Origin of the sequence: Pseudomonas cichorii (genome assembly GCF_018343775.1) — a bacterium.
GTDB classification, from domain to species: Bacteria; Pseudomonadota; Gammaproteobacteria; order Pseudomonadales; family Pseudomonadaceae; genus Aquipseudomonas; species Aquipseudomonas cichorii.
This window is the reverse complement of record NZ_CP074349.1, coordinates 4,237,865-4,256,300: the sequence shown is the minus strand read 5'-3', so window position 1 is coordinate 4,256,300 and position 18,436 is coordinate 4,237,865. Positions and strand designations below refer to the sequence as shown.

At 58.0% G+C, this 18,436-nt stretch carries 18 protein-coding genes and 1 pseudogene; 5 read left to right on the top strand and 14 right to left on the bottom strand.

The window, feature by feature from the left end; genetic code table 11:
* Positions 1–78: 78 nt before the first annotated feature.
* Positions 79–1,923: a hypothetical protein gene (locus KGD89_RS17935; protein ID WP_025261148.1), complete on the bottom strand. Its 1,845-nt coding sequence runs from the start codon at positions 1,921–1,923 to the stop codon at positions 79–81.
* 349 nt (positions 1,924–2,272) lie between these two features.
* Between KGD89_RS17935 and KGD89_RS17930 the strand changes: the two genes are divergently transcribed.
* Entirely contained in the window at positions 2,273–3,235 is a 963-nt protein-coding gene (locus tag KGD89_RS17930; protein WP_025261147.1) for an NAD(P)H-quinone oxidoreductase, read from the top strand.
* Positions 3,236–3,352: 117 nt separating this feature from the next.
* Here the strand turns inward: KGD89_RS17930 and KGD89_RS17925 are convergent, their stop codons facing one another.
* The 6 genes from KGD89_RS17925 to KGD89_RS17900 all read right to left on the bottom strand — a co-directional run bounded on the left by KGD89_RS17925 (position 3,353) and on the right by KGD89_RS17900 (position 8,645).
* Positions 3,353–4,006 (bottom strand): HAD family hydrolase, encoded by a 654-nt coding sequence (locus KGD89_RS17925; RefSeq protein ID WP_025261146.1) that lies wholly within the window; start codon positions 4,004–4,006, stop codon positions 3,353–3,355.
* Positions 4,007–4,065: 59 nt separating this feature from the next.
* A complete protein-coding gene (locus KGD89_RS17920) occupies positions 4,066–5,055 on the bottom strand; it encodes an ABC transporter ATP-binding protein (protein WP_025261145.1) in 990 nt (329 codons plus the stop codon).
* A 1-nt stretch (position 5,056) separates the two neighbouring features.
* Positions 5,057–5,854, bottom strand: a complete 798-nt coding sequence (locus KGD89_RS17915; RefSeq protein ID WP_025261144.1) for an ABC transporter permease — start codon at positions 5,852–5,854, stop codon at positions 5,057–5,059.
* Positions 5,841–6,701 carry an ABC transporter permease gene (locus tag KGD89_RS17910; RefSeq protein ID WP_038399965.1) on the bottom strand — a complete coding sequence of 287 codons (861 nt, stop codon included), beginning with the start codon at positions 6,699–6,701 and terminating at the stop codon, positions 5,841–5,843. The genes KGD89_RS17915 and KGD89_RS17910 overlap by 14 nt, the downstream gene beginning before the upstream one ends.
* Positions 6,680–7,486, bottom strand: coding sequence for an alkaline phosphatase family protein (locus KGD89_RS17905; RefSeq protein ID WP_025261142.1), 807 nt, complete (start codon positions 7,484–7,486; stop codon positions 6,680–6,682). Before KGD89_RS17905 ends, KGD89_RS17910 begins: the two co-directional genes overlap by 22 nt.
* A 91-nt stretch (positions 7,487–7,577) precedes the next feature.
* Positions 7,578–8,645 (bottom strand): ABC transporter substrate-binding protein, encoded by a 1,068-nt coding sequence (locus tag KGD89_RS17900; RefSeq protein WP_025261141.1) that lies wholly within the window; start codon positions 8,643–8,645, stop codon positions 7,578–7,580.
* Positions 8,646–8,995: 350 nt separating this feature from the next.
* Here KGD89_RS17900 and KGD89_RS17895 point away from each other — a divergent pair.
* Positions 8,996–9,709, top strand: a pseudogene (locus KGD89_RS17895) (UTRA domain-containing protein); the annotation flags it as partial.
* Between the two features lie 118 nt (positions 9,710–9,827).
* Here KGD89_RS17895 and KGD89_RS17890 read toward each other — a convergent pair.
* The 6 genes from KGD89_RS17890 to minC form a co-directional block, all read right to left on the bottom strand.
* Positions 9,828–10,169: a hypothetical protein gene (locus KGD89_RS17890; RefSeq protein WP_025261139.1), complete on the bottom strand. Its 342-nt coding sequence runs from the start codon at positions 10,167–10,169 to the stop codon at positions 9,828–9,830.
* Positions 10,170–10,428: 259 nt separating this feature from the next.
* Positions 10,429–11,718 carry a M18 family aminopeptidase gene (locus tag KGD89_RS17885; RefSeq protein ID WP_025261138.1) on the bottom strand — a complete coding sequence of 430 codons (1,290 nt, stop codon included), beginning with the start codon at positions 11,716–11,718 and terminating at the stop codon, positions 10,429–10,431.
* Positions 11,719–11,830: 112 nt separating this feature from the next.
* Entirely contained in the window at positions 11,831–12,466 is a 636-nt protein-coding gene (locus tag KGD89_RS17880) for an RluA family pseudouridine synthase (protein ID WP_025261137.1), read from the bottom strand.
* 91 nt (positions 12,467–12,557) lie between these two features.
* Positions 12,558–12,818, bottom strand: a complete 261-nt coding sequence (gene minE / locus KGD89_RS17875) for a cell division topological specificity factor MinE (RefSeq protein WP_025261136.1) — start codon at positions 12,816–12,818, stop codon at positions 12,558–12,560.
* Entirely contained in the window at positions 12,819–13,631 is an 813-nt protein-coding gene (minD, locus tag KGD89_RS17870) for a septum site-determining protein MinD (RefSeq protein WP_025261135.1), read from the bottom strand.
* 230 nt (positions 13,632–13,861) lie between these two features.
* Positions 13,862–14,602: a septum site-determining protein MinC gene (minC, locus tag KGD89_RS17865; RefSeq protein ID WP_025261134.1), complete on the bottom strand. Its 741-nt coding sequence runs from the start codon at positions 14,600–14,602 to the stop codon at positions 13,862–13,864.
* Between the two features lie 121 nt (positions 14,603–14,723).
* Between minC and KGD89_RS17860 the strand changes: the two genes are divergently transcribed.
* Both KGD89_RS17860 and KGD89_RS17855 read left to right on the top strand, forming a co-directional pair.
* The gene (locus KGD89_RS17860; RefSeq protein ID WP_025261133.1) at positions 14,724–15,656 is read left to right on the top strand and encodes a lipid A biosynthesis lauroyl acyltransferase; all 933 of its coding nucleotides are present in this window, start codon (positions 14,724–14,726) and stop codon (positions 15,654–15,656) included.
* Between the two features lie 33 nt (positions 15,657–15,689).
* Positions 15,690–16,874, top strand: a complete 1,185-nt coding sequence (locus KGD89_RS17855) for a patatin-like phospholipase family protein (RefSeq protein WP_025261132.1) — start codon at positions 15,690–15,692, stop codon at positions 16,872–16,874.
* A gap of 33 nt (positions 16,875–16,907) precedes the next feature.
* Here the strand turns inward: KGD89_RS17855 and KGD89_RS17850 are convergent, their stop codons facing one another.
* Complete coding sequence (locus tag KGD89_RS17850) at positions 16,908–17,762, bottom strand: pirin family protein (RefSeq protein ID WP_025261131.1); 855 nt, start codon at positions 17,760–17,762, stop codon at positions 16,908–16,910.
* 297 nt (positions 17,763–18,059) lie between these two features.
* On the opposite strand from KGD89_RS17850, the gene KGD89_RS17845 reads away from it, so the two are divergent.
* Positions 18,060–18,419, top strand: coding sequence for a DUF805 domain-containing protein (locus KGD89_RS17845; protein WP_074568816.1), 360 nt, complete (start codon positions 18,060–18,062; stop codon positions 18,417–18,419).
* The last annotated feature ends 17 nt before the right edge of the window (positions 18,420–18,436 follow it).

Sequence of the window (18,436 nt, the reverse complement as noted above, 5' to 3'; positions counted from 1 at the left end):
GGACAGATGTATGTCATCAACGTCCCGCCGGATTCTGGTGGAGGCCCGCCTCCGAACGTTTCAGAGGCGGGCGCCGGCTCAAGGGGCCCATTCCGTCCAGCTCAGGTTGTCCAGGAGTACTGTGTGCTGGCCTATATATACCGTGCAATGAAGGCATGGCTGGCTAAGGTGAATTGTCCGGGTAGCGGTGCCTGAGGCGGATTGCAGTGGTGCATCAACGATAAAATTGTTATTGGCGTCGTAGAACGTGATGTGATCCGTGACTGGATCTGCGCCAACGTAAGACAGCGTCAGGGTTTTGATCAACCCGGAAAAGTTGAGTATGCACTGGTTATATCCTGTGACCTGTAGGGTGCGATTACCGAAGGCAGGATGAGCTGCACTGAGGTCTGCAATCAGGATCGGGCTTAGACGGATCAAAAGAGTCATGTCATCCGAACACCTCACTATTTGTCCAACAGGCAATTCCTGGAAGTTAAAACTTTCCCAGTTCTCCGAACCGCTTACCGGGTAATAAGAGACAATTGTCAGGCTATTGATCGGAAACGGTGTTCTGGTAAGTCCGCTGTCGAACGATACCTCCATGATCAGTCGCAAGTAGCTATTGTTCTTGAGTTTTTGCAGTTCACTCAACGCCACCTGAGTGCTCTGCTCCGCATCATGGGTGATCGCGAAGTCCTGCCAGACCGGGTGATTCCATTTATAGTCCGAGCCATCGCGGGCGATGCCTTCAAAACGCAGCCATATGCGCTGACCTGATGCGATGAGCGGCCAGGCCGCGACGGTCAGATCGGCATCATCATTTAATTCGAAGACCTTCAGTACCTTGCTGGGGTACGTGGCTTGGGTGATTTTCGGTGTCGGCAGAGACGATTCGGGTAATGTCTCTACTGTCAGAGGCAAGGCATCTGACTCCAGTTCGGCCGCATCACGGGTCACGACATAGATGAGTTCCAGTGTGCTCCCCAGGGTGGGGGCAATGGCAGCCGGCGTGACAGTAAACTCGACACTCCCGGTCGGATTGCCGGGCTGCGAAACAGGGTCGGTAGCATCCTCGTGGCCGTCCCAGCGTATGCGGATATCATCGGTGTCGAGCATGCCGCGGTACGCTACCACCACGGTTGCGCCTGCCACGGCCTGGAGTGGATCCAGTACCCCTTCAGGCGCTTCGCGCACGCTGGGTGCAGGCAGCACCAGGATATCGACATGGGTGAACGTAGCCAGCGAATAGCCCGACCAGTTGCTGACCCCGTCGCGGATCTCGTAATAGACCGCCAGATTGCTACCGTTGCCAGCAGCCTTCTGCAGCGCGGCGCTCACGATGATGGTTTGCGGTTTGCCTGTCTGGTCCGCAGGCAGCGGCGGGTTTTCGACGAAGAATTCGTTGCTCGCCCAGAAGAGACGGAGAACGTCGCCTTCCTGCATGTTGTCCCAGGCGGGGATGGTCAGCGGCAGGTCTGTTGGCACCTCGATATTCGAGGGCAGATTTTCTACAGGTGCCAGAGTGTCATTGATGTAGGGCGTGTGGTTATCCGTATCAAGGCCACCAGGTACGCTGCGTTTGACCCGTACCTGGCGCACGGGAGAATCCTCGGGTGTACCGCCTGCAGCAGGTGTGATCCGGTAGAACACCTCGCAAACTTCCGGCTCATCGGGAATGTCCTGAGGCAGCGCCGAAAAGTCGATGGAGGCCCGATCAGGGTTTGCGAGCAGGCTCTGGATGACCTTGCCGTTCCACCACAATTCGATGAGGTCGCCTTTGGCCGTACCGACTGGCGTGAACGCAAACAGCGCTACGCCTTTTTGCGGATCCTTGAGTTGGACCCAGCCCAACCCATCGTTTCCGCCGAGGTCGATTGACGGGATCTGCAGAGCGGGCAATTGCCCGGGTTGTTGGCTGAGTGAGGTAAAGGATGTATTCATGAATGGCTCCTGCTATGTCATGACTTCCTTGAAGGTGGGTACACCGCAGCGATACCCGCCGATTGAGTAGCGGGCTGGAGATGGGAGCAGGCCGTGGCGATGCAATCGAACGCCGTGTGTTTCAGATGAGTGCTGGCCATGGCTTGAATCCTCCAAAATCCTTTCCGGAGTCCTGCGATGCGACAGTGTCGTGGGAGTATTTAACCGATGAATCTGCATGTCACTGTCAGAAATGACAGTGCCGGACAGTCGGGCAGATTAAAGGTCGCCCGTTCGTGGACACGGTCGCATAATGCAAAAGCCCGGGGTGGCTGCCTTGGGCTCAGTTCTGACTCACGACGGAGGCACTGTGAAGGTATTACAAGGCGTTGAAGGACGTGTGGAATGGGTCGAAGAGCCAAGTCCGGCTCTTGATGTGGGGCAGGTTCGTATCAAAGTGGCCGCTGCGGGCCTGAATCGGGCCGATTTGTTGCAGCGTGCCGGGCTGTATCCGCCACCCCCAGGCGTTAGCTCGGTTCTGGGGCTTGAGTGCTCGGGTGTGATCGACGAAGTCGGGCCGGGCACTTCCTGGCAGGTCGGAGACCGCGTCTGCGCGTTGTTGGCGGGCGGTGCCATGGCTGAAGAGGTGGTGGTCGACGCGCGTCATGTGCTGCCCGTGCCCGAGGGGCTGTCGCTGCATGAAGCCGCCGCGATCCCGGAAGTCTATGCCACGGCATGGCTGAATCTGTTTCAACTGGCAGGCCTGAAGCCTGGTGAAAAAGTCTTGCTGCACGCCGGAGCAAGTGGCGTCGGTTCTGCTGGCATTCAGCTCTGCAAGGCGTTTGGCAGCCCGGTATGGGTCAGCGTCGGCTCCACCGAGCGTCTGGCGTATTGTGTCGAACTGGGTGCCCAGGGTGGTGTCGTGCGCAGCGACAGTCTGGAAAGCCTGAATGACTTCGCCCCCTTCGATGTAATCCTCGACCCGGTCGGCGCCAATTACGCGGCCCTGAACGTCAAGCTGCTGGGGCTCGATGGTCGCTGGGTGCTGATCGGCCTGATGGGCGGGCGCGAGGCACAGGTAGACCTGGCTCAAGTGTTGGGCAAGCGTATCCAGGTTCTCGGGTCGACCTTGCGCAGCCGTGGCGAGCAGTTCAAGGCGGACCTGCTCAGTGACCTGGGCCAGCACGTCTGGCCGTTATTCACTGAAGGACGCCTCAAGCCGCAACTGGCCAGGACCTTCCCGATCAAGGACGCCGAAGCTGCCTTTGCGGAGCTGGCGACCAATCAGGTGTCGGGCAAGATTGTGCTGGTGATCGACGAGAGCCTCGTTTAGCTCCATTGCCGTGCAGGAGATCACCCACGTCGCGTTCTGCGGCGCCCTCACTCATCGTGTGCAGGGGCGAATATATTCGTGAATGAATCCTGCACGGCGTTTTAATGCATGACGGGATTACTTCCAGTCATGCACCGGCCAGCCAGCCTTTTCGGCATGTTCACGCAGCACGGCATCAGGGTTGACCACATTGGGATAGTCAACCTTGAGCAGCAATGGCAGGTCGTTGCGTGAGTCGGAGTAGAAACTGGCACCTTCGAGGTTTTCACCTTCGGCGTCCAGCCAGTCCATCAGGCGGGTGATCTTGCCTTCGCGGTAGGTCAGCACGCCGACGGTTGCACCGCTGTAGACGCCGTTCTGCACATCCAGCTCGATCCCCAGCACTTCATCGATGCCCAGACGCTCGGCAATGGGTTTGACCAGGTGTACGCCAGACGCAGAGATCACCAGAATGCGGTCGCCTTTGGCCCGATGCTGCGCGATGCATTTGCAGGCGTCGCTGTAGATGATCGGTTCAATGACGTCTTCCACCCAGGGGCCGACCAGATGATCGACTTCCTCTGGCGTACGGCCTGCCATAGGCTCCAAGCTGAACGCCATGTAATCTTCCATGGCCAGATTGCCCGCGCTATAGGCGGCCATCAGTTCATTGTTGCGTTGCATGAAAGACTCGGGATCGACCCAGCCCAGGCGGCCCATCTGTTCGCTCCACAAACTGGCGCAGTCGCCGCCGATCAGGGTTTCGTCCAGATCGAAAATTGCTAAAGGCATGCACGCCTCCTTAGGTTTGTTGTTCGGGTGAGTGGGGGGCTTGCAGCTTGCCGCTGCCTTCAAGCCACCTCACATAACGCCGAAAGCTCTATCTTGAGGCTCACGCGTCGCCCATCGGGGTGTAGATCTTCTGCACTGCGGTTGAGTACGTCGACCACCAGTTCCACGTCTCGTGCCTGGACACGATAGCGGATCACGTTACCCAGCAGGCTGTGACTGAGAACTTCGCCTTCCAGTGCGCCGGTCAGGCTGAGCTGGATGGCTTCAGGGCGGATCGCGACGCGGCTGTTGATCGGGCGCTGCATCAGGCGGGAGGCGTCATCGGGTTCAAGCAGGTTGTAGTTGCCGATGAAGCCCGCGGCAAAGACGTCTGCCGGCGCGGTGTAGAGGGTTTCGGCATCGCCGCTCTGGACGATTCGACCCTGGTTCATCAGGAAAATGCGGTCTGACAGGGTCAGCGCTTCTTCCTGGTCGTGGGTGACGAAAATCGTGGTCAGGCCCAGTTCGCGCTGGATGGCGCGGATCTGTTCGCGCAGGTGTTTGCGAATCCGCGCATCCAGCGCCGACAGCGGCTCGTCGAGCAGCAGCAGGCGAGGGCGAGTGACCAGCGAGCGGGCCAGAGCGACGCGCTGGCACTGGCCGCCGGACATCTGGTGCGGGTAGCGGCTGGCGAAGTCGGTCAGCTCGACCAGCTTCAGCACGTCGGCGACCCGCTTGTGAGTGTCGTCGGCGTTGACCTTCTGGATGCGCAGGCCGAACGCTACGTTTTGCTCCACAGTCATGTTGGGGAACAGCGCATAGCTCTGGAACACCATGCCGATGTTGCGCTTTTGCGGAGTAAGCGGCACCAGGTCCTGACCATCGAGCAGGATGCTACCGCTGTTCACTGACGTCAGCCCGGCGATGCAACGCAGCAGGGTCGACTTGCCGCAGCCCGACGGGCCGAGCAGGGTAACGAATTCACCGCGTTCGATCGTGCAGTTGATGTCACTGAACACCGCTGTGCTTGCGTAGCTTTTCTGCAGGTTTTCGATACTGACAAAACTCATATCAGTCTTTGTCCTTGTTCAGTCGGTTGGCGGCCCAGGTCAGCACCAGCACGAAGAGGAAATAAGAGATCACCAGCGCACTGTTGAAGTGCCCGCTGCTGTTGCGCATGTTGTTGAGGTACACCTGCAGGGTTTCATAGCGAGTGCCGACCAGCAGGTTGGCGAATACGAACTCGCCGAACAGGAAGGAGAACGACAGCAGCAACGCGACCAGCAGGCCTTTGCGCAGGTTGGGCAGCACCACCATGAAAGCCGCCTGCCAGGTATTGGCGCCCAGCAACTGGGCGGCGTCCATCAGGTCGGTGAGGTTGATCGCCTGCAAGTTGTTGCTGATGGCCCGATACATGAACGGCAGTGCGACGGTGAAGTAGCAGCCAATCAGAATCCAGGGCGTGCCGACCATGGCAAACGGCCCGGAGCCATAGAGTTGCAGCAAGCCCACGGCCGAGGCCACGGGTGGCACGGCGAAGGGCAGCAGAATCAGGATGTTCATCAGCGCATCCAGGCGCGGGAAGTGGTAATGCACCACGAACAGCAGCGGCAGGATCAGCACCACCGACAGAATCAGGGCGCCCACACAGACCAGCAGCGACTGACCGAATGCAGTGAGAAAGCGCGGGTCGCTCCACAGTGCGATGTACCACTTGAAGGTCAGGCCGCTGGGCAGAATGCTCGCCGACCAACTGGTGGACAGTGAATACAGCAGCGTGCCAGCCAGTGGCAGCAGCAGGATCAGGAACAGGACATACACCACGAAGCGGTGGTAGATCCCGGCGGGACCTCTTTCAGCGCGAGACATGGTAGCTCCTCTTCAGCAACCATTGATGAACGACCGTGACCAGCGTCATCAGCCCGACCAGAATCATTGCCAGGGCACTGGCCATGTTCGGATCAAGGCTGATATCCCCGGAAACCATGGCTGCGATGCGGATGGGCAGCACGTTGAAGTTGCCGGTGGTCAAGGCGTAAACGGTGGCATAAGCCCCCAAGGCATTGGCCAGCAGAATCACGAAGGTTCCCAGCAGCGCAGGCGCCAGGACCGGCAGGCCGATATAGCGCCAGTACTGGAAGCTGCTGGCACCGAGCAAGGCCGAGGACTCGCGCCAGTCTTCGCGCAAGGCATCGAAGGCCGGGTAGAGCAGCAATACGCCCAGCGGGATCTGGAAATAGGTGTAGAGAATGATCAGGCCGGTTTTGGAATACAGGTTGAAGTCTTCAATGATCCCGGCCTTCTTGAGCATCAACGTCACGGCCCCGTTGAAACCCAGCAGGATGATGAATGCAAAGGCCAGGGGCACACCCGAGAAGTTGCTGGTCATGTTGGCGAAGGAGTTGACGAAATCCCGCAGCCGCGAATCCACGTTGCGCAGCGAGTGGCTGCCCAGTACCGCGATCACGATGCCGAACAGGCTGGACCAGAAACTGATCTCCAGGCTGAACTGAATGGCCTGGCGATAGAAGCGGGAATTGAATGCCTTGGCGAAGTTGTCAAACCCCCAGCCTGTTTCGGAGTGCAGGCTGTTGATCGCCACCCAGGCCAGCGGCGCAATTTGAAACACGATGAAGAACAGGGCAAACGGCAGCAGGCATAGCAGCCCGAGCCATTTACCACGATTGTTGGTAGTCAATTGAGGATCTCCCGGCATACCGGTTTGTCGTGGGGCACGCCTAGCAGTTCGCAGACAGTGCCGCATAGCTCGGTTTGTCTGGGGGCTGCCTGGGCATCGAGGCTGAATGCATCGCCCAGCACGAACAGCGGTACTTCACGTTCTTCGGGGAGTAGCCCGTTATGTGATCGATCGTTGTTCATGCCGTGATCGGCGGTGACCAGTACCTGATAACCGGCATCGAGCCAGCGTTGCAGGTAATCGGCAATCAGGATGTCGGCGCTGCGTGCGCTGTTACGGTATTGCGGGCTGTCGAGGCCGTGCTTGTGGCCGGCGTCGTCGATATTCATGGGGTGGATCAACAACAGATTCGGTGCGTGCTTGACCCGCAGGCTTTCGGCGTCGGCAAACAGGTGCGAATCGGGGTAATGGTCGGCGTAGTAAAAGTGCCCGTGCTGAATCGGCAGCGCCAGGTTGTCGGTATGACGGTCGCGGGCGGCGTTGAACGGCGTTCGGTTATACAGCTCGCTGACCCAGTGATAAGCCGCCGCTGCCGTGGTGAGCCCGGCATCGGTGGCGTAGTGGAACATGCTGCGCTGGTTGGACAGGCGTGAAACCTGGTTGTGCACAATGCCGCTTTCGAGGGGCGTGACCCCGGTCAGAATGCATTCGTACAAAGGGCGCGACAGCGCCGGCAACTCGGATTCAAGCTTGTACAGCGCGGCCCGTCCTGCACTGCTGTAAGCCTGGAGATGACCCATCGCATGCCTTGCCACTTCGTAGTTGAGGCCATCGAGCACGATGAGGATGACATTGTGTTTCATGAGCGGGTCGCTCCAACTGCAATTGATACAAGGGTGTTACGGGGGAAACGGGCGAGCAGCCAGGCTGACTCGCCCTCAAGCGTGTGTCGGATCAGTTCATTTCGACGATGACTTGCTCGTTCCACATCTGTGGCAGCTTCTTGGAAGTCGCTTCCCACGCCGCAGCATTCTTGATTGGCGTCACGCCCTTGTACTGCTCGTTTGGCAGCAGTTTGGCCTGGACTTCTGCCGGCAGGGTCAGGTGCTCGGCACGAATCGGACGTGCGTTGCCTTTGGCCAGGTTGATCTGGCCAGCGTCGCTGAAGATGTATTCACGCGCCAGTTTGGCCGCGTTCGGGTGTTTGGCGTATTTGTTGATGATGGTGGTGTAGCCGGAAATCACCGAGCCATCGGACGGGATCAGCACCACGTAATCGTCCGGGTTGGTCATCTTGGCCTTGTAGCTCAGGCCGTTGAAGTCCCAGACGATACCGACTTCGACTTCACCTTTCTCCATGCTCTGGATATTCGGATTGTTGAGTGCCAGGCGTTTCTGCCTGGCCAGCTCGGTGAACAGTTGCAGGCCTGGAGCGATGTTGCTCTCGTCGCCTTTCATGGCGATGGAAGCCGCCAGTACACCGTTGGCGGCCTGGGCGGCGGTGCTCACGTCACCGATGGTGACCATGTATTTGCCGCTCTTGAGGTCGGACCATTTGGTCGGTACTTCAGAACCGTGCAGCAGCTTTTTGTTGACGATGAAGGCGATGGTGCCGGTGTAAGCCAGTGCCCAGTGACCGTCCTTGTCCTTGGCCCAGTCCGGAACCTGTTCCCAGGTGCTTGGTTTATAGGGCTGGGTGACGCCCTTGGCAACGGCAATCGGGCCGAAGGCTGCACCCACGTCGCCGATGTCGGCGCTGGCGTTGTCTTTTTCCGCATCGAACTTGGCCACTTCCTGAGCCGAGCTCATGTCAGTGTCCATGTGCTTGAGGCCGTACTTGCTTTCCAGGTCGGCCCAGGTGGCTTTCCAGTTTGCCCAGTCATCCGGCATGCCGACGCTATTGACCGCGCCTTCGGTTCTGGCTGCGGCTTCCAGCGTCTTGAGGTCTGTGTCCGCTGCCATAACCGAGGTACTCAGGGCGATGGCGGAACCGAGGAGTGATGCCAACAATAGGTGTTTCATTCAAATCTCCTTTTGCACTTCTTCAGGAAGCGTTCGTTGCGGATGGTTGGTCTAGATCAGCAATACCTGAGCCAAGTTAGGCTTCTTGCATGACATTTTTGTGTCGAGTGGTGTTTTCTGTCCTATGGTCAGAGCCTGTGAGCTGCGCTGAAGGCTAAGCGTAGACCATCCTGAATAGCCTGTTCTCCAAGGGCTTTCCCGGTATTGAAGCGACCATTGGCATGGATTGTGAAGCGATTTGTCACATGACGGTCATATATGCGACCTAGGCTTGAAAGCACTTTCAATGAGGGCTCAAGTCTCGAAGCGTGCCCTTTAATGGAGCTGGTCTAGTCCAGCCAGGTATCCTGATGCGCGAAGATGTACCACGAGCGGTAACCACCATCTGCAATGCCCTGCAGGAGCAGATCGAGCACGGTTTGTTACCGTCGGGTAGCAAACTGCCTGCCGAGCGCAAGCTCAGTGAAGTATTTGATACGACCCGTATCACCCTGCGTGAAGCCCTGGTGCAACTGGAAGCCCAGGGGTTGATCTACCGTGAGGAGCGTCGCGGCTGGTTTGTCTCGCCACCGCGTCTGGCCTATGACCTGATCCGCCGCAGCCATTTTCATGCAATGGTTCAGGCCCAGGGGCGGGTGGCCGAAACCCAGGTCATTTCTGCCCGGCTGCAGCCGGCTTCGGCGAAGATCTGTGAGAAGCTCCAGTTGCCGGCCCTTTCCAGTGTGATCCAGATCTGCCGGGCGAGGCGTATCGACCAGCGCCTGGTGCTGTATGTGGAGCATTACCTGAACCCTGAATACTTTCCCGGCATTCTCGATTGCGATTTCAGCCAGTCACTCACCGAGCTGTACGCCAGTCGCTACGATCTGACCTACGGCCAGGTGCATTTCGAAATCGTGCCCACTGCGCTGCATGCCGATGCCTGCGCGGCGCTCAAGGTTTCAGTGGGAAGCCCGGGCTTGTGCATTGCCAGGGTCAACTACGATCAACGCGGTCGCCTGATTGACTGCGACCTGGAATATTGGCGGCATGACGCTATTCATGTCAGTGCAGTGGCGGGAGATTTTCTGTCCAGTCTGCCGGTTGTCGGCGACCTCAAAGAGAGTGTTTCGCCTCTGGGCCAAGTGAGCCCGGGAGGCGAACCACTATTGAACTAAGTATTATGTAAACCACTGCTATCCTTCAGGGAACGATATCAACTTCCACCGACCCGGAATCACCAACGTCCTTGACGTGGTAATAAATCTTCAGCTTTTTCCATCCTGAATGAACTGACGAATAGGGGATCTTGAGGGTTAGCTCTTGTACCTGCTGAACAGTATGAATCTGCGGAAAAGTAAGCTCTGATTCCTGAGGCGTACCTTCCCATGGGACTGAAATCATGTCGCCAGCTTTCATGGCAGGGTAAACGGGCACAACGACCTTGATACCGCTTCCACGAAGCTGCGCCAGGCTCAATGCCCCGTCGTCATTTAGTTGAGGTAACGAAGGGGGTGGCAATGTCTTTTGCGTTGGTGTGTTCATGATTAATTTCCTTATTTTTTTATTGTCTTCATGGAGGCCTTATATAGGCACTCCTGACGCCTTGTGATCTATGTGTCATTTCTGTTGATTGAACCCACTCAAGATTATTTCTTGAGGTTGAATAGCAGCGAATAGGAGTTTGTTAGTTGCTGTCAACTGTTTTTAGTCGACACGAAGCAATGAAGGCTTCGGCATTGCGCTTGAAGCATTCTGAGGGGAATGAATCCGCGATAGCGAATTCATTCGCGAAGAAGGGAAACTACGGCAGCTCGTGACTGGCGTAGAACGCACTCAACACTTTCACCAGATGGGAAAGGTCATGGCTGCCGGCCAGTTCTCGGATCGAGTGCATGGCAAAGGTCGGCAGGCCGATATCCACGGTACGAATGCCCAGGTGGCTTGCTGTGATCGGGCCGATGGTCGAGCCGCAAGCCATGTCGCTGCGTACCACGAAGCTTTGCACCGGGACTTCTTCGGCCATGCACAGGTGGCGGAAGAACCCTGCGGTTTCGCTGTTGGTGGCGTAGCGCTGGTTGCTGTTGACCTTGATGACCGGCCCGGCATTGAGTTTCGGGCCGTGGTTGGCGTCGTGCTTTTCGGCGTAGTTGGGGTGCACGCCATGGGCGTTGTCCGCAGAAATCAGCAGCGATTTCTGGATGGTACGCACATAGTCTTCGCCGTTGGGCAGCAGGCGCTGGATGATCTGCTCCAGCATCGGGCCGTCTGCGCCGCAGGTCGACGAGGAGCCGACTTCTTCATGATCGGTACACACCAGCAGAGCGGTTTCATCGGTGTCGCTATTGAGCAGCGCCTGCAAGCCTGCGAAACAGGACAGCAGGTTGTCCAGACGGGCACCGGCAATGAAGTCGCCATTGAGGCCGACCACGGCTGCGCTCTGGGTGTCGTAGAAACTCAGCTCGTAATCGAGCACCACGTCTGCGTTCAGGTCATGTTCACGGGCCAGTTGCTCGGTGAGCAGGGCGCGGAAGTCGGCGCGTTCGTCACCGGCCACCTGGGCCAGGATCGGCGGCAGTTCGTTCTGGGCATTGATTGCCCAACCTTCATTGGCGGTGCGATTGAGGTGGATGGCCAGGTTGGGAATGATCGCGATAGGCAGCTTGAAATCGATCAACTGGCTTTCGACCTTGCCATCACGGCGGAAGGTCACACGCCCGGCCAGCGACAGGTCACGGTCGAACCAGGGGGCCAGCAGCGCGCCGCCGTAGACTTCCACGCCCAGTTGCCAGAAGCCCTGACGCTGCAGCTCCGGCTGCGGCTTGACCCGCAGGCACGGGCTGTCGGTGTGGGCGCCGACCATGCGGATACCGCCGGTCAGTGGCGATTGGCGGCCCATTCTGAACGCGACGATGGAGGAATCATTGCGAGTGACGTAATAACGCCCGCCAGTTTCGATCGCCCAGGTTTCGCGCTCGTCCAGACGCTGGAAACCGGCCGCTTCGAGGTGATTTACAAGGGTTGCAGTGGCATGGAACGGGGTAGGGGAGGCCTTGAGAAAGTCGATCAGGCCTTTGTTCAGCTCTTCGCGCATAGGTAGCTCCAGACAGCAATGGCGCGAGTTTACCGTATTGGCCTCAGTAGTGCTTTTTCGCGAATGAATTCGCACACAACCCCGTGTGGGAGCGAATTTATTCGCGAACTCTTCAAAACGGCGCCGCACACTCGAATTTCAACCGCTCGCCACTGACCGGATGAGTGAAGCTCAGCATGCTTGCATGCAGGCACAGGCGCGGATAGGCCGCTAACGCCTCTGGATGGGCGTACAAACCATCACCCAGCAGCGGATGCCCGATGGACAGCATGTGTACCCGCAACTGATGGGAGCGACCGGTGATCGGCGTGAGTTCCACGCGACAGTGAGTGTCGTAGCGCTCCACGATCTTCCAGAAGGTCAGCGCGTGCTTCCCGGCTTCATGATCCACCACATGCCGGGGCTTGGTCGGCGGGTCGTAGCGCAGGGGCAGGTCGATGCTGCCGCTGTCCAGGGTTGGCTGACCCCAGCACAGGGCGGTGTAAGCCTTCTCGGTTTCGCGGTCATGGAACTGGCGAGACAGCTCGCGGTGGGTATCGGCATCCCGGGCGAGCAGGATGATGCCGGAGGTTTCCCAGTCCAGTCGGTGCACGATTCGGGCTTCGGGGTAGCCGTTTTCCTGCAGGCGGGTAATCAGGCAGTCCTTGTTGTCGTCGGCACGACCAGGGACTGAAAGCAGTAATGTGGGTTTATCGATGACCAGAACGGCGGCGTCCTGGTGGATGATGCGGATGTTCGACAACGGCATGCAACGGCCTCGAAACGCTGTAAACGCCAACGGCGGTATGCGCGGCACTCCGAAAGAGGTGCCACCCATACCGCCGTGGACAACTGCCGGATCAGCGATCTGGCAGGGTGATGTTGAGTTCCAGGATCGAACAGCTGCCCTGGTTCTCCAGAGCGACCTGTACCTGGTCTGACTCGATGTTGACGTATTTGCGGATCACTTCCACCAGTTCTTTCTGCAGGGCAGGAAGATAGTCTGGTGTCGGTGTGCTCCGCTGGCCGCGTTCGTGCGCCACGATGATCTGTAGACGCTCTTTCGCTACCGAGGCCGTGCTTTCTTTTTTGCGGTCACGAAAGAAGTCAAAAATATTCATTTAGCGGCCTCCAAAAAGACGCTCGAACCATCCTTTCTTCTGCACATCGACGAAACGATGAGCAACGTCCTTGCCCAGCAAGCGATCGACCGCATCGCTGTACGCCTGACCGGCGTCGCTCTGGTCGTCGAGAATGACCGGGATACCCTGGTTGGAAGCCTTCAGGACCGCCTGGGATTCCGGGATCACACCCAGCAGACGGATCGAGAGGATTTCTTCGACGTCTTCGACGCCCAGCATTTCACCTTTGGTAACGCGCTCAGGATTGTAGCGGGTCAGCAGCAGGTGTTCCTTGATCGGGTCTTCGTTGCGCTCTGCGCGGCGCGACTTGCTGGCCAGCAGGCCCAGCATGCGGTCCGAGTCACGTACCGAAGAGACTTCCGGGTTGGTCACGACGATCGCTTCATCAGCGAAGTACATGGCCAGATGGGCGCCTTTTTCGATACCAGCAGGGGAGTCGCAGATCACGAACTCGAAGTTTTCTCTCAGCTCATCGAGGATCTTCTCGACGCCTTCGACGGTCAGCGCATCCTTGTCGCGGGTCTGGCTCGCTGCAAGCACGTAGAGGTTTTCCAGGCGCTTGTCTTTGATCAGGGCCTGAGTGAGTGTCGCTTCGCCGTTGACGACGTTGACGAAGTCGTACACCACGCGGCGCTCGCAACCCATGATCAGGTCCAGGTTACGCAAGCCGACGTCGAAGTCGACGATCACTGTTTTATGACCACGCAGAGCGAGGCCTGTGCCGATGGCGGCGCTGGTGGTGGTCTTGCCCACACCACCCTTGCCGGATGTAACCACGAGAATCTTGGCCAAGGTGTATCACCCCTAGAGGAAAAGGACAGTTAGTCCCTGAAGAGCATCCCTTGAAGCGACGTTAATCGAAGAATGACGGAAATCACGGAAGCTCGCCTTCAAAGATGGCTATGAGCCATTACTTCGATGAGTGTAACCATCGAGAAACAGGTGTTTCTCCGGATTTCCTACAACCTTTACTACGTTTTCGCGACGAATCAGAGATGCTTTGAAAATTGCGGCAGTATCCGTTAAAGACGAATGATGTTCAACACGTCACCGGACAGGCTGACTTGTACCGCAGCACCCCAGAGAGGATCCCTGCGCAAGTCTTCGGAAACCTTGTATTGCCCGGCAATCGAAATCAGCTCGGCGCCCAGTTGTTGGCAAAAGATCCGTGCCTTGGTGTCGCCCTTGATGCCTGCCAGTGCCCTGCCGCGCATTGGGCCGTAAACATGGATGTTGCCATCGGCCAGAAGTTCCGCACCGGGGCTCACTGGTGCCACGACCACCAGATCGCCGCCCTGGGCATAAATCTGCTGTCCGCCGCGGACTGGAGCGGTTATCACGCGCGTTGGCTTGACGGTTGGCTCTGGCGGTTTCTCGGGAATCTTTTTCGGCGCCTCTGCTTCGACAGGCTCCAGCACACGTTCCCGGGCGCCGGATGGCGGCAGCACGGGAAGATCGACGGCGATGGCGGCGGCAATGTCTTCGATGCGGTTGGCCCGTATCGCCAGGGTGCGCAGGCCATGCTGACGGCAGACGCGCATCAGACCGGGCAGATCCACGTTCCCTTCATTGGGCGAGAGTTTGTCCAGTGCCAGGATCAGCGGTGTATTGCTGAAAAAATTGGGGGCCTGGGCAACCTTGGCCGCCAATTGACGGTCCAGGGCGTCGAGGTTGTTCCGGGCCAGCTCCATGACGGTAATGGCAAGCATGCTGCCTTTGAGCTGAAACACTGGGTCCGGGTTTTGCGATTCGATCTGGCTCATGGTCGGGATACACAACAGCTTGTCGCTAAAAGTGCCGAGACTTATAACGAGAACGCCCTCGGGCCGCAAGCCGGGTCGAACCGATGTAGAATGCGCAGCCTTTGTCCTGACGGAAGCTTAAATGGATCGCCCGCGTTTTAAAGCCAGTTTTCTTCACCCCCGTTTCTGGCCGCTGTGGCTGGGGTTGGGGCTCTTGTGGCTGATTGTCCAGTTACCGTTTCGAGCGCTGCTGGTGATTGGTCGTCTGCTGGGCGCGGCGATGTACTGCGTGGCCACTGATCGAAAATATATCGCTTCGCGCAACCTTGAGCTGTGTTTCCCGCATTTGTCCGCCGCTCAGCGCAAGCAGTTGCTCAAGGAAAACTTTGCCTCCACGGGCATTGCCTTCTTCGAAATGGCCATGAGCTGGTGGTGGTCAAGGGGCCGTTTGGCAAAGCTTGCCCACATCGAAGGGCTGGAGCATTTGCAGCATGCCCAGCAGAAGGGCGAGGGCGTGATTCTCATGGCCCTGCATTTCACCACCCTTGAGGTCGGTGCAGCTTTGCTGGGCCAGCAACACACCATCGATGGCATGTATCGCGAACACAAGAACCCGTTGTTCGATTTCGTCCAGCGTCGTGGTCGCGAGCGGCACAACCTCGATTCACTGGCCGTCGAGCGCGAAGACGTGCGTGGCATGCTCAAGCTGCTGCGTTCCGGCCGTGCCATCTGGTATGCACCGGATCAGGACTACGGTGCCAAGCAGAGTGTGTTCGTGCCGCTGTTCGGCATTCAGGCCGCTACAGTGACGGCCACCAGCAAGTTCGCCAAGTTGGGGCGCGCCCAGGTCGTGCCTTTCACCCAGCAACGCCTTGCAGACGGCAGTGGTTACAAGCTGGTGATTCATCCGCCGCTGACGGATTTCCCCGGCCAGAGCGATGAAGAGGATTGTTTGCGCATCAATCAGTGGATTGAAATTGCCATCACTGAATGTCCGGAGCAATATCTCTGGGCGCATCGACGTTTTAAAAGTCGACCGGAGGATGAACCGAAGCTATACAAAAAACATAAATAAAAAGAAATGGTTGTTCACTGAGGTCCGTTGTAGATGCCAGAGCGTGCAGTAGTGACAAATGCAGTGAACGAGAAAGAGTCGGTTACCGGTTTGATCCTGTCAGGAGGTGGCGCTCGAGCTGCTTATCAGGTCGGTGTACTGGCGGGGATTGCCGATCTTCTGCCTGCAGGCGCCGCCAACCCGTTTCCAGTGATCGTTGGCACCTCGGCGGGCGCTATCAATGCCGTGAAACTGGCCAGTGGCGCGTTGCACTTTCGTATCGCGATCCGCCAGTTGACGGAGTTCTGGCAGTCATTTCGCAGCCACCAGGTGCTGCGCAGCGACTGGCCTGGCGTGATTCGCCAGGCGGGGCGTTTTTTCGGGCGCAGCCTGACCGGGCTGGGCCGTGACCTTCCTGTCGCGTTGCTCAACAGTTCGCCCTTGCGCGACCTGCTCGGCGAGCGGCTTGATCTGTCGGGCATCGATGCTGCCATCGACAGCAATCATTTGCGGGCTGTAGCGGTAACAGCCTTTGGCTACGAGTCCGGGCAGGCGGTGACCTTCTATCAGGGCGGCGGCACCATCGAACCCTGGTTGCGCCATCGACGTATCGGCCTGCCGACAGCATTGACCGTGGACCACTTGTTGGCCAGTTCGGCGATCCCGCTGCTGTTCGAGCCGGTGAAAATCGGACATGAATATTTCGGCGATGGCGCGGTGCGGCAGTCGGCCCCCATCAGTCCTGCGTTGCATCTGGGGGCCAATCGCGTGCTGGTGGTGGGTGTCAGCGGCAACCCGCGAGGCGTGCAGCCCAACAAGCAGATCCATCGGGCCACCAGCGGCATTCAACCGAGCCTGGCGCAAATCAGTGGCCACATGCTCAACAGCACCTTCATCGACAACCTGGAAAGCGATATTGAATTGCTTGAGCGACTGAACCTGATGAGTTCACTGCTGGCTGACGAGCAGGCCAGACGCCAACCCGGCATGGCGCCGGTCGACGTGCTGGTGATTTCCCCGAGCCAGCCTCTGGACGAGATCGCGGCCCGCCACCGCCATGAACTGCCACCGGCACTGCGCACCTTCCTGCGCGGGCCGGGGGCGACCAAAACCAGTGGCGCCAGCGTCTTGAGCTACCTGCTGTTCGAGGCGGGCTATTGCAGCGAACTGATCGACCTTGGTCGTCGCGATGCCATGGCCCAGCGGGAGGAGTTGAAGCGGTTCTTGCGGTTGGAGTAATCGTTTTTCGCGAATGAGCGAAGACACTTCACATCACGCCGTCAACCGATCATCCCTGAAATCCCGCAATGCCTGTTCGATCTCTTCGCGGGTATTCATCACGAATGGCCCGTATTGCACCACAGGCTCGCGCAAGGGTTTGCCCGCAATCAACAGCACTCGCGCACCATTCGCACTGTTGATCTGCAACTCGCCGTCATCGGCCAACCGTACCAGACGGCTTGCGCCAACGGTTTGCGGGCAACCTTCAACCTCAATGGCGCCCTCGTACACATAAAGCAACGCCCGATGTCCTGCCGGGATGAGCGGGCTGATGCTGCGGCCTGCTGGCAGATGAAAGTCGAAATACTGCGGCTCGGTATCCGGCCGTTGGACGGCGCCATCCTGTTGAACCTGGCCATCGTCAAACCGGCCTGCAATCACCACCACCTCCACACCGGCTTCGGTGGTCAGGCGCGGGATGTCTTGCGGCTGGATGTCACGATAACTGGCGTCCATCAACTTGTTCTTGCCCGGCAGATTCAGCCACAACTGGAAACCGCGCATTACACCTTCTTCCTGCTCCGGCATCTCGCTGTGAATGATGCCGCGTGCCGCCGTCATCCACTGCACGCCGCCGCTCTGCAACAGGCCGACATTGCCCATGTGATCTTCATGGCGCATGCGGCCTTCAAGCATGTACGTCACGGTTTCAAAACCGCGATGCGGGTGCGGCGGGAAGCCGGCAATGTAGTCGTCCGGCTTGTCCGAACCGAACTCATCGAGCATCAGAAACGGATCGAACTGCTCGACACCCTGGCCGCCAAATACCCGCGTCAGGCGCACACCGGCCCCGTCTGAAGTCGGTTGGCCAGCTTGAATCGACAGCACTTTACGAAATTGAGCCATGAAAAGGGCACTCCTGTTCAGGTGAGAATGGCGCCATCTTAGTGTGAATGCTTCGATTGATGGGGTTGATTTTTGCCACATATAAATCTGATTTTTTGATGATTGAAACAATCACCGTGGGCTTTCGATGGCGTCCGAAGAGTGAAGAATCTTGGTTCTGTTGAATTTTCCTACGGATGTTTCGGAGGGTGACTGCATCCCTATTTTTTTAAATCGCTAGATTGGTCGCCGCCAGGAAGGGGCGTGGTCAGTCGTTGACTGGGTATGCCAATACAGCCATCAAGAAGAGATGTAGGAATGAATCATCTGTATAACGGGTTTGCAAAAACATTCGATTTCAGTGGCCGGGCGTCAAGGATGGAATTATTCATCTTCGGTCTGCTTTTTTGTGCGCTGCTCGCGGTGGCAGTGGTGATTGATCTCAGTAACGACTGGTTTGATCCGGAGACAGGCATCGGCGGCGCGACCGCTTTCCTGATAGTGGCCATGTTCATGAGCAATCTCTCTTTGAGCGTCAGAAGGCTGCACGACATCAATCTCAGCGGCTGGTTCGTGCTGGTCGGCCTTATTCCAATTGTGGGCCCGCTGGCTCAGATATCCTTGTTGTTTTTGCCGGGCACCGACGGTGTGAACGACTACGGTCCGGCACCTCACTGAAGTTTGAAGGTGTTATG